Genomic DNA, 12,328 nt, shown 5'->3' on the forward strand with positions numbered 1-12,328 from the left:
CTTTACGCTTATTAACCTAATAAAGATAAAGCTGATTGCGGACGTTGGTTCGCTTGACTCAGAACAGATAAACTCGCTTGCTGTAAAATCTGATTACGCGTTAAATCAGCCGTTTCACTAGCAAAATCTGTATCACGAATCTGAGAACGGGCTGCAGATACGTTCTCTACAACGTTAGATAAGTTACGCACTGTAGATTGGAAACGGTTTTGAAGTGCACCTAAATCTGCACGGGTACCACCAACTGTTGAAATAGCAGCATCAACCGATGCCAAAGCAGCAGATGCACCACCTGCAGTACTGATATCAACACTACCTATGTTTAAACCTGAAGCACCATAACCACCATTAGGAGCTGTAGAAGAAAGATTCACAGAAATAGTTTGACCGCCATTCGCACCGACTAAGAAAGCGGCAGAATACGTGCCTTTTAATAAATCAACACCGGCGAACTGTGTGTTTTGACCGATACGGCTAATTTCAGTTTTAAGTGCTGATACCTCTTTTTGAAGTGCTGCACGGTCTGAAGAACCATTGATACCATTTTGCGATTGAATCGCTAACTGGCGGATACGTTGCAGTGAAGTAGTGATCTCTTGTAATGCACCTTCAGCAGTTTGTACCACTGAAATACCATCATTTGCATTACGGATCGCCTGGTTTAAACCTTGGATCTGTGACGTCATACGGTCAGAAATCTGCATACCCGCGGCATCATCTGCTGCACGGTTAATACGGAAGCCTGAAGATAGACGTTCATAAGATGTATCTAAAGAATTGCCAGAGTTCATTAATTGACGCTGAGCATTAATTGAAGACACATTTGTGTTAACAAACATAGACATAGTTAAATCTCCTGGTCCACCTAGCTAGTTCCCCAACTTAACTAAGTTTCTCCTCAAAACTCGAAAACGAGTAACCTTAAAACTTCATTTGAAATCAGGTCCCTCAACCCAAAATCAAACCATTATTTTTCCCCTCGTAGTAGTTATCGGAAGATTCTTAACAAGCTTTAGTATTTTTTTAAGTTTTTTTTCATAAATTCACTAAAAAAACTTAAGCTATTGTTTTAATTAAATTTAATAAAGAAAATAAAAATCAAAAAACTCAAGCAATAGAATTAAAGGAGGTGTTTTATAACGGGATAAGATAAACAGATGGAAGTAAGCCGGCGAATAATTAGGTGAGTGTGAGATGGTTTCCTAACTATCGCCGGCTGAAATCTAACTTGCTTTACTCTTCCTATCGAATAATCGTTCGCAAGTTAAATGATCATTCTTTACTTGGGTACCTACAAATAAAAAATAATCGCATGTAAGAAAATGAAAACTTGAGGTTGAATTCAATTTCCTGACACATTGTTTTAGTTTCAAGTTGCATGCCAATTTTTTATTTTATCTAAATCAGTGACGATAAAAATAAAAAAACGGGGTAAAACAATTGTTTTACCCCGTTCAATGCTCAGACTTGGAGAGAAAGAGCAAATTTAAAGTTAGTTTTTTACCGACTAAGCAGTTTTAGTTAGCAAGTTTTAAGTTACTTAGCGTATTGAAATCGAAAAACAACACAAAAATTTCAAACCAGCTGCCACTTTATGGCAATCCTTTTCCACTTTAAAAACACCACTTTTCCGTCAATAGTATGCGCTCAACTTTCTACCAGTATTTTTTCTATCGTAAGTCGGTTGAGCTTTTTGATTAACCTAGCTTTATCCTAATAGTGATAATGCCGCTTGTGGACGTTGGTTCGCCTGGCTTAAAACCGTTTGGCTTGCTTGTTGTAAAATCTGATTTCGGGTTAATTCCGCTGTTTCTGCCGCAAAGTCGGTATCTTTGATACGCGAGCGTGCACCTGATACATTTTCAACAACGTTTGATAAGTTACGAATCGTTGATTGGAAACGGTTTTGTAATGCACCTAAATCGGCACGTGTTCCACCTATTACTGAAATCGCACCATCAATTAACGTTAACGCCGCAGACGCTTGTTGCTCTGTCGCGACCGAGATTTGACCAACACCTAAACCCGATGCACCAAAGCCGCCTTGACGAGATAAATTAACTGAAATGGATTGACCACCATTTGCACCCACTAAGAAAGCGGCTGAGTAATCACCTCTTAATAAGTCAACGCCGGCAAACTGAGTCGTGGCACCGATACGACTGATTTCTGTTTTTAATGCTGATACTTCTTTTTGCAGTGCTAAACGGTCTGATGAGCCATTGATACCGTTTTGTGCTTGAATCGCTAACTGACGAATACGTTGTAGTGAATTCGTGATTTCTTGCATTGCACCTTCAGCTGTTTGTGACAGTGAAATTGCATCGTTCGCATTACGAATAGCTTGGTTTAAGCCTTGAATTTGCGATGTCATACGGTCAGTGATTTGAAGACCCGCTGCATCATCTGCTGCACGATTGATACGAAAGCCTGATGATAAACGTTCAAACGATACGTCTAAACCATTACCTGATGTCATTAACTGACGCTGAGCATTTAACGAAGATACGTTAGTATTTACAAATAAAGACATGATTCTCTCTCCAAGATTTTTAAATTAAATGCCCGTGTTTTTATTGTTTTTGTGTCGGACAATTAAGTTATCGGTGGTGCTTGAAGAAAAAAGAGAGGAAAGTCTTGCCGATTGTCGGCGGATTTTTGGCTGCTTTTGGCAAGGTCTTACCAAACACGCAAAAACAGCACTTATCTTGATGATTAATCAATCAAAAAGGCGCCTCTCCCTAAATCTGTCCAAAAAAGCCGAGCATTTCAACTCGGCCACGCTCCAGATTTAGGTGAGAGCGAGCGTCTATTCCTTTAATTAGCGATGAAGTTTCAGCAGGCTAACTAAAGCGAATAAGTGCTGTATCATTAACCTAGTAAAGATAACGCTGATTGCGGACGAGAATTCGCCTGACTTAACACAGTTTGACTCGCTTGTTGTAAGATCTGATTACGCGTTAATTCCGCTGTCTCACTCGCAAAATCTGTGTCACGAATTCGTGAACGTGCACTTGATACGTTTTCTACAACGTTCGATAAGTTACGAATCGTTGATTGGAAACGGTTTTGTAAAGCACCTAAGTCGGCACGAGCACCACCAATTGTTGAAATTGCCGCATCAATTGATGTTAAAGCTGTTGAAGCATCAGCGGCAGTAGCAACAGATAAATTACCAATAGATAAACCTGAAGCACCGAAACCACCAGCAGGGGCATTAGATGACAAGTTTACTGAAATTGTCTGACCACCATTTGCACCGACTAAAAATGCAGCAGAGTAATCACCTGTCAATAAATCTACACCAGCAAACTGTGTTGTTTGACCAATTCGACTGATCTCAGTTTTAAGTGCAGATACTTCTTTTTGTAGTGCCGCTCGGTCACTTGATGAATTGATACCATTTTGTGACTGAATCGCTAACTGACGAATACGTTGCAAAGAGCCTGTAATCTCTTGCATTGCACCTTCAGCAGTTTGCACAAGCGAAATACCATCATTGGCATTACGAATTGCTTGGTTTAAACCTTGAACTTGAGAAGTCATACGATCAGAGATCTGCATACCAGCAGAGTCATCTGCTGCACGGTTAATACGGAAACCTGATGATAAACGCTCAAATGATACATCTAAGTTGTTGCCAGAATTTGATAACTGGCGTTGGGCATTTAACGATGAAACGTTAGTGTTAACAAACATTGCCATAACTCTTACCTCAATTAAGTTATAAAAACGCTAAATATCAAAGCTCTCACCTAATTTTAAAAACCAGACTCTAATTTTTAGCAACTTTGTCTATTGACAACTTATTTATCGGTAAAAAACAAAATCACTTTAGATTTATTTTTAATCATTTTCAATTAATTTAACCAAAGTTAACAACCAAAAATAAGCACCTAAAACAATTTTAATAACAAACAGGGAAAAATGACCGAGAAACAAGTTCTCGGTCAACGCTCTATCGATAGGAGAGAGTTTGAGCGAACTAGAGCTGTGGTCGATAACCACACATAAATTTAAAGTAACAAATCGTTATTAATCGTTGTTAGCTGAAACCAACTTGGTATCGATCCATCTCACAAAATCACCACCAACATATAGATTTCAGTTTGTTACTTATAAGCAAAGCCATCTCACCTGCTCTGCTTGGTTAAGTTGATAAGTCGAATATCACTCCTTATTATTTTCAGTTTTCTACTCGGGTCACCCATCTCACTGAGTGACCTTGGAGAGAAGCTATCTAGCTAACGAATTAACCTAATAACGATAATGCGGCTTGAGGACGCTGATTCGCCTGACTCAATACCGTTTGACTCGCTTGTTGTAAAATCTGATTACGTGTCAATTCTGCAGTTTCGGCCGCAAAGTCTGTATCTTTGATACGAGAACGGGCACTTGATACGTTTTCTACAACGTTCGATAAGTTACGAATCGTTGACTGGAAACGGTTTTGTAGGGCACCTAAATCAGCACGTGTACCACCGATGGTAGAAATAGCGGCATCGATGAGTGATAAAGCAGCAGAAGCTTCTTGCTCTGTGGAAACAGATAGACTAGCAAGGCCAAGACCCGATGCACCAAAACCACCATTACGTGATAAGTTCACGGAAATAGATTGACCACCATTAGCACCCACTAAGAATGCAGCAGAGTAATCACCCGTCAATAAGTCAACACCAGCAAACTGTGTAGTTTGACCAATACGGCTGATCTCTGTTTTAAGTGCAGACACTTCTTTTTGCAGTGCTAAACGGTCAGATGAGCCATTGATACCGTTTTGCGATTGAATCGCTAACTGACGAATACGCTGTAGAGAGTTAGTGATCTCTTGCATCGCACCTTCAGCGGTTTGTGTAAGTGATATAGCATCATTTGCGTTACGAATTGCTTGGTTTAAACCTTGAATTTGCGAGGTCATACGGTCGGTAATTTGAAGACCCGCGGCATCATCTGCAGCTCGGTTGATACGAAAACCAGATGATAAACGTTCAAATGATACATCTAAAGCGCCACCTGATGTAGATAACTGACGCTGTGCATTTAATGACGATACGTTAGTATTAACGAACATAGCCATAACAATCTCTCCTACGATATTGTATTAAACTTTAGTTTTTTAATAGTTAGAGCCAATTTGGGCTCAGTAAGAGGTATTTTTCATTATTATCCTCTGACACTTAATATATCGGAGGCTTTAATGATGGCTTTAGGCAAAAAAGTACGCTTTTTTAGCCTTTTTTGGTAAAAAAAAAACTAAAGTTTAAGCCTTACCTGACGAGCAATTAGTGAAATAAAAATAAATTTAAATAATACTAAAGTTATAAAAAAACTTGCCGATAAACGGCAACTTTTCGCCTTGTTACCAAGGCGAAACAAACTACTAGTAAAGAAAGTTACTGGTTTGGGTAAAAACCTAAACAGAAGTGGGTCGAGTTTGAGTAAATGGGAGGTAATGTTCGAACTGGCTAAGGAAGTTTTGCAAGTTTTCCCTACTATCTATGCTAAACCTTTCACGAAATATCCCCCATGCCAACACACAAGCCAGACGAATTTCACCATCGTGAAATGGCTGCTGATGATTAAAACTAAGCTGATTTAGCGCATCTAAGCTGGAATCGACTCGACTTTGCTGACGGGCAAGGTAAGCGCTTTGTTCTGGAGTAATGCCGTCATACTTGTTGATAAAGAAAATATTGGCGCAGGTATCCATTACCGTATTAGCAAGATTAAACATTTCCAAATCGGACACTTTAGGTAAAAAGCGCTGCTCAGCTTGTTCACGTATGTAACGGACAATACTACTAGAGTCTGTTAATTGTATGTCGCCGTCAACTAATAAAGGCACTCGTTTAGTAGGTGATAACTGAGCACTGGCTTGTGCATCAGTCTCGATAAACTCAAAAGGGGTATGGGTATCAATTAAGGCGATACGACAATGCCTGACATAAGGAGAGGTATAACTACCGTATAACTTCATTGCTGACTCCGTGTTGCGATTTGATCAGAAAATAGCACTAACCATAGCGACACAAAGTAAAAAGCCCAAGCGAAACTTGGGCTTTTTTGGTAGTTAATTATTAATACTTTAGCGAATAAAGCTCAGTAAAGATAGCCCAGTCACTTTTGGATAGATTTGCTGAGCAGCTTGAAGTGCAGTTTCATGTTGCTGCAAATTTGAAATGGCTTCAGCTAAATCGGTTTCTGATACCTTAGCTTTCGCCTCTTTTAAATTAATCGTTTGATCAACATTACTCAACTCAACACTTTTGACTATATTCTGCCTGCCACCTATTTCTGAGCGGCCATTACCAATACTGACCTGCGCTTTATCAAGGGAATAAATACTACCTTGTAATTTTTGTTGCAGGCCTTCAGTAAACGTTTCCGTCGTATTCAATGTTTGCACCAGCTCATCAAGTACATTAAGAGGGTTCTTTTTCACGGGTGGATCTAAGGTAAAATCAACTTGCTGACCTGGTGTGCCTGTTACATCAAATTCGAGGCCTTTGTAACGAACAATATCAGTACCTGAAGCATCAAAGCTGCCTGAATCAATCACATTCCCCAAATTGTCTTGTAATTGATAGGAGCCAGCAGCAAGTACAATACTAAAATCATTACTACCTGCCGGGCTGGGTGGGATAGCCACATAGTTTTGATCATGAAAATCTTCAAATGCATCTTGCTCGATTACTCGATAAGAGCCAGTTGCCGTTGATGTGCCATTTATTGTTAGCGTACTTGGGCCATCTATATTTTCAAAAATAGCGAAGCCAGAGCCAGGTGCATCCGTTTCCAACTTCAGGGTATCTGAAATTTGAATCTGATTGACCATCTGATCCCCTTCATATTGGTATACACCATTACTATCACGCTGAAACGGTGGAGTATTCGTTTTAGAACCAGCAAATAAATAGTCACCGCTGGCATCAGTGCTATTCATTAAATCTTGCAATTCATCACGAATAAGAGATAGCTCAGCAGCAATAGACTTTCGGTCGCTAAAGTCATAAGCACCGTCACCGGCTTGCATCATAAGCGTGCGCGCTTTTAACAAAGCATCATTACTGTTCTTTAATGCCGATTCTTTATCTTGGAGCGTGTTATTAAGTAACACGATGTTTTTTTCATATTGCTCGTAACGCGCCAAGTCTTCTTCGTAACGCACTACTTTTGTTGCGCCTGTAGGGTCGTCAGAAGGCTTTAAGATATGTGTACCTTCGATGATCACATCTTGTGATCTGAGTAATTGTTTCTGATTTTCCAAAATACCATTAATACTATTTTGATAAATCATATTGGTTGTTACGCGCATGTGATTACCTCACAGAAGACAGGATAGTGTCAAAAAGCTCTTGGGCAATAGTGACTATCCTTGCTGAAGCATTATATGCTTGTTCAAATTTTACTAAATCGGCCGCTTCTTCATCTAAGTTAACACCCGATGCATCGGCTACCCTATTTTCTGATTGCTCTAAAACAGCGGTTGTTGCATCGCGATTGATATTCGCACGATTTGCAGTATCCCCAACATAGCCAATTAAGTTGGAATAGGTTTCACCTAAAGTGACGGAGTTCTCGCCTGTTCCGGCTACATTCCTTCTCACTACATCTTCAGATTGAATATCAGCTAGCTTTAAACCATTAAAGTTATTGTCTAAAGAGGTGTTGTTATACGCCAAGTTAAACGTATCACCGGGTTCGACCGTCCCTGTAATTGAAACATCATAGCCTGGGTAATCTGGCCCCACATTCAGTGCACCAGGCCACAAGGCACCAGTCGTGATTTGCTCCATGATGTTTTCACCATTAGGAACGGTAGCAATGAGTGTCGCGGTTGAATCATAAACTTCAAATTGTCCTGCCGCATTAACGACAATACTGGCAGGCCCATCAGTATCAAAGCCCCCACCTGCTGCAAAAGCAGATTCGTTAAGAGGCGCGTTAGTCGTATCGGTACTGGTAACGGACTCTAGTGAAATATCTGCCGTACCTAAATTATCAATCGATTTTTCGACCGTTAGCGGTGCCGCAAGTGCTAACTGTTCGGGATCATCTAAAGCCAGCTCAATTTCAACTCCCGCTAAACGCGTAGGCCTAACTAAAAAAGAGTCGCCTGCAACAAATGGCGGATTAGTACTTAGTGGATCAAAGTCAATTTCAATACCATCCGGCAAACCAGCAGCACTGCCATTGTAGCCAGCCCCAACTGTCAAAGGGCCTGTTGCCGTGCCAATGAGTTCTCCAGCTTGCATCGGCTGGATCGTGTACTGAGTTGGCGATGTAAATTCAACAAAGTAATCAAAGTTGGTAACACTTCCGCCTAAACCCGCTTCAACTCGAACATCAATCTCGTGTAGCTGCGAAGAGTTATCTTCATAACCAAATGCTCGGGTAGCGGGCACATTAAAAATATCACCACCCAAATTACCTTGTAAGTCGACCCCGAGCTTATTTTGTTCATTCATCGCATCGGCAAAGGCAATGGCTAGTTGACCTAATGAATTGATTGTTTCATCGAGCACGTCTTTGCGAAAATCCATCAAAGCGCCCAACTTGCCGCCTAAATCATCATTTGCAAGACTAATCACATTGCTGTTGGATTTAGTATCATAGATTTCTAGCTCTTGACGGTTTGGGTCTGGGTCGCCCGGCACCGCTCTGAAGTTATAAACGGCACCTTGTAACATCAGAGGCTGCCCTTCTTTAGTATTAATGATAATACCGCCATTGTTTTGGTCGATAATTGATAAAGAAAGGGTTTCTGATAGTTCGCGAACGAGTTCATCTCGTTCATCAAATAAGTTCATTGACGCCTTAGGTTGGCCGTCTTCTAATCCCATTGAAACAATTTGCTGATTGATTTCAAATAAGCTGTTGAGAATGGAGTTTGTCTCGTTAGCGACCAGCTCTAACTCGTCATTGATAATTTCTTCTTGCTCAATAACTCGCTCGGATAAGCCCTGCATTCTAGAGATCAGTGCTTGAGCATCAGATAAGGTTAGCTGTCTGGGTGTAATAGCAGTGGGATCATCATTTGCCTCATTTAAACGCTGGAAAACATCATCCATTCCCTTAGCGATGCTGGTATTCTCATCACTAAAGTAAGTATCGAGAACAAAAGTATTGTCGGCATAAGTTTTATAATAGCTGGCGCCAGAAGTGTCTCGTCTGAATTGTTCGATGGCAAATTTATCAAAAATTCGATTCTGATCGATTGAACCTAAACCAAATTCAGGGCGAGAAGTCAGTTCAGTACGCTGGCGGGTGTAGCCCGGCGTATTTAAATTCGCAATGTTATTACTGGTTGTTTGCAGGTTGGCTTGGTTGCCCATAATGCCTGAAACACCAATTTGTAAAAGACTCGACATAATCTAACGCTCACTCACCTTTATATCGGCAAAGGTGTCCTAAATTTGACGTAAATCGCTATAAAATTAATATGCAGATTTCGCGCCAAAAATAGCGTCTTTTAATACAGACATGATTTTTTTCGCATAATTGGGATCAGTTGCATAACCCGCTTGCTGTAATTGTTCAAAATATTGCTCAGGTTTATCCGCAACGGAAACAGCTTTTTGATAGCGAGGTTGATCTTTGATAAAGCTTACGTAATCCGCCAAACCTTGTTCGATATCATCGTACGCTCTGAAATCAGCTTTTTCGGTAACCATTTGTCCAAATTTAAATTCGGACGTGTTTACTTGCGCAGACTCTCCTGACCAACGGTTGTCAGCTTTAATACCAAAAAAGTTATTAGCACTATCGCCGTTTTCTCTTTTTATCATGCGCTGTCCCCACCCTGTTTCAAGGGCAGCTTGGGCAACCATAGCAACGGCTGGTAAACCAATGGTTTTAGAAACTTTTTCAGCAATAGGCATTAAGGTTTGCACAAAGTCTTGCTTATCAGTAAACGAAGCACCTTTTTGGGCTTGAGCAACTAACTCTTCATCTTGCTTCTCTGTTTGCTGATTAAAAGCTTTTTGTTCTTCAGGTTGATTATTTTCAGCTGAGTGAAGTTGCTTCAATTTTTCTGCTGCCATTTGCATGACAGCATTTTTTTCCATTTCGCCATAAGCTAATAAACCAGATAAGGGTTGCGTATGCGCTTTATCTTGCTTATTTAGATCAGGATTAAACAAATCAGCTCTGAGTGTGTCAGCAGGCATATATTTACCCTTTTCAGGGCTGAGTTGATCAACAATAATATCGGCTAACCCCAATGCACCTGATTTAGATAACTCAGATGCCATTTGCTGATCTTGCATGTCACGATAAAACTTAGTGGTTTGGCTATTGAATGGACTGTTTTCATCAGCTAAGACATCTTCGGCTTGTCGCATGCTTTTTAGTAGCATGTTCATAAAGATAGATTCAAACTGCTGCGCCGCTTGTTTTAGCGCACCTTTATCATTTTTTAACGCGGCTTGACGAAGATTGTCTAAGCCGGCTAAATCATGAACGTTTGAAACTTGCTCAAGCTGATTAACCATTGTTGCCTCACCAGTGATTTAAATCACTACTAACTCACCTTGTAACGCGCCGGATTCCTTCAATGCTTCGAGTATAGCCATTAAATCTCCCGGTGCAGCACCGATTTCATTCATGGCTCTAACGAGATCATCAAGTGTTGCTCCCGTATCGAGAACAAACATGCGCGTATCGTCTTGTGCAACATCGATAAGCGTTTGTTTAGTGACAACGGTTTCACCATCACCAAATGGATTAGGCTGGTTCACTTGCTGATCAGCAGCAATGGTTACAGTCAAACCGCCATGAGTAACCGCAGAAGGTTGTAGGCGAACGTCTTTACCAATAACTATAGTGCCGGTACGTGAGTTAATGATCACTTTGGCCGGTGAATCAGCAGGTTTAAAGCGAACGTTTTCTAGTGTTGCAATGTAAGACACGCGTTGACTAATATCACGTGGCGCTAAAACTCTAACAGATGTTGCATCAATAGCAGATGCAGTATTTGGGCCAACTAAATTATTAATGGCTTCTGCCATTCTTCGAGCAGTGGTAAAGTCACTGCGATTGAGGTTAAATGTTAAATAATCGCCATGACCAAATGAGCTTGCCACCTCTCTTTCAACAATCGCGCCATTTGGAATACGCCCTACTGTAGGAGTGTTTACCACAACACTTGAGCCGTCTTCCCCTTGCACACCAAAGCCACCCACAACTAGGTTACCTTGCGCGACAGAATAAACGTTACCGTCTAAACCTTTTAAGAAGGTTTGCATTAAAGTACCACCCGTTAAACTACCGGCACTACCAATAGATGAAACAGTAACGTCAATTTTTTGGCCAGGTTTACTAAATGCAGGTAAGTCAGCGGTCACCATTACCGCCGCAACATTTTTAATTTTAGGCTTTAAATTGTTCGGCATGGTAATGCCAAAGCTCGTGAGCATGGCTCGGAACGTTTGCTCTGTAAACGGACTTTGTTCACCTGTTCCTGGTAGACCAACCACCAAACCATAACCGACAAGCTGGTTACTTCTAACCCCTTCGATAGACGCTAAATCTTTAATTCTTTGAGCATAACTGGCGGTACTGATCACCAGTAAAGAAAAAGTGATAAAAAGTGCTTTAAATAATCGCATCTCGCACCTCAATTAAAATGGGAACCAGTCTGAGTAGAAAAACTTTGACAACCAGCCTTGTTTATTCGCATCGGCAAAAGAACCTGTACCCGAATACTCAATACGTGCATTTGCCACTCGATTACTACCAATCGTATTATCTGAGCTAATATCGGCAGGTCGCAAAATCCCTGTTAAGCGAACGTATTCCTTACCTGTATTGAGTGTCAGCCATTTTTCACCGCGAACAATTAGATTACCGTTTGGCAAAATTTTAATAACATGGACCGATACTTGGCCATTTAAGCTGTTACTTTGATCCGCTTTTGAATCACCTTTGAATTCCGTTTCATAATCCAGTGATAAAGCGAGTGGATTTCCTTTCCAAGTGGCATTTTTACCAAAGGCGCTAATAGGCTGTAAATCGATGCCATTTTCTTTACCATATTCCGCTTTTGCAGATTTTGAAGCTTGAGTATTCTCTTGCAAAATAACCGTAATGATATCGCCAATCCGACGTGCTTTTGCATCAGAGTAAATACTGTTGCTGTAGTTAACTTTGAACAAAGAACCAGAAGGCACAATATTTGAATTTTCCTCTTCAGGAAAAATGGGGGCGTAGTAAGGATCATCTGGAATGGGTGCTGGTTCTTTGGTCGACATGCACCCTGAAAGCATCATTACGGCAAATACTGTCATTAATTTAATTTTCATCTTACTACCCTCCAGCAAGCTAACTA

The 12,328-nt window shown here is 40.7% G+C and carries 10 protein-coding genes; all 10 read right to left on the minus strand.

The genetic code is table 11. The features are described 5' to 3' along the window. Positions 1–11: 11 nt before the first annotated feature. Positions 12–845: a flagellin N-terminal helical domain-containing protein gene (locus tag HR060_RS00805; protein WP_174198351.1), complete on the minus strand. Its 834-nt coding sequence runs from the start codon at positions 843–845 to the stop codon at positions 12–14. Between the two features lie 863 nt (positions 846–1,708). Next, on the minus strand, positions 1,709–2,533 hold the full coding sequence (locus HR060_RS00810; RefSeq protein ID WP_174198352.1) for a flagellin N-terminal helical domain-containing protein: 825 nt from the start codon (positions 2,531–2,533) through the stop codon (positions 1,709–1,711). 338 nt (positions 2,534–2,871) lie between these two features. Continuing rightward, positions 2,872–3,705, minus strand: coding sequence for a flagellin N-terminal helical domain-containing protein (locus HR060_RS00815; protein WP_174198353.1), 834 nt, complete (start codon positions 3,703–3,705; stop codon positions 2,872–2,874). A 547-nt stretch (positions 3,706–4,252) separates the two neighbouring features. Then, complete coding sequence (locus HR060_RS00820) at positions 4,253–5,077, minus strand: flagellin N-terminal helical domain-containing protein (RefSeq protein WP_174198354.1); 825 nt, start codon at positions 5,075–5,077, stop codon at positions 4,253–4,255. 336 nt (positions 5,078–5,413) lie between these two features. Then, a complete protein-coding gene (locus HR060_RS00825) occupies positions 5,414–5,977 on the minus strand; it encodes a glutathione S-transferase family protein (RefSeq protein ID WP_174198355.1) in 564 nt (187 codons plus the stop codon). 108 nt (positions 5,978–6,085) lie between these two features. Continuing rightward, positions 6,086–7,315 carry a flagellar hook-associated protein FlgL gene (gene flgL, locus HR060_RS00830; RefSeq protein ID WP_174198356.1) on the minus strand — a complete coding sequence of 410 codons (1,230 nt, stop codon included), beginning with the start codon at positions 7,313–7,315 and terminating at the stop codon, positions 6,086–6,088. A gap of 4 nt (positions 7,316–7,319) precedes the next feature. Next, positions 7,320–9,371, minus strand: coding sequence for a flagellar hook-associated protein FlgK (flgK, locus tag HR060_RS00835; RefSeq protein WP_174198357.1), 2,052 nt, complete (start codon positions 9,369–9,371; stop codon positions 7,320–7,322). 66 nt (positions 9,372–9,437) lie between these two features. Beyond that, positions 9,438–10,493 carry a flagellar assembly peptidoglycan hydrolase FlgJ gene (flgJ, locus tag HR060_RS00840; protein WP_174198358.1) on the minus strand — a complete coding sequence of 352 codons (1,056 nt, stop codon included), beginning with the start codon at positions 10,491–10,493 and terminating at the stop codon, positions 9,438–9,440. 18 nt (positions 10,494–10,511) lie between these two features. Then, positions 10,512–11,609 carry a flagellar basal body P-ring protein FlgI gene (locus tag HR060_RS00845; protein WP_174198359.1) on the minus strand — a complete coding sequence of 366 codons (1,098 nt, stop codon included), beginning with the start codon at positions 11,607–11,609 and terminating at the stop codon, positions 10,512–10,514. Between the two features lie 12 nt (positions 11,610–11,621). Further along, positions 11,622–12,302 carry a flagellar basal body L-ring protein FlgH gene (gene flgH / locus HR060_RS00850; RefSeq protein ID WP_174198360.1) on the minus strand — a complete coding sequence of 227 codons (681 nt, stop codon included), beginning with the start codon at positions 12,300–12,302 and terminating at the stop codon, positions 11,622–11,624. Positions 12,303–12,328: the final 26 nt, after the last annotated feature.

Source organism: Marinifaba aquimaris, from assembly GCF_013328345.1.
Taxonomy (GTDB): domain Bacteria; phylum Pseudomonadota; class Gammaproteobacteria; order Enterobacterales; family Alteromonadaceae; genus Marinifaba; species Marinifaba aquimaris.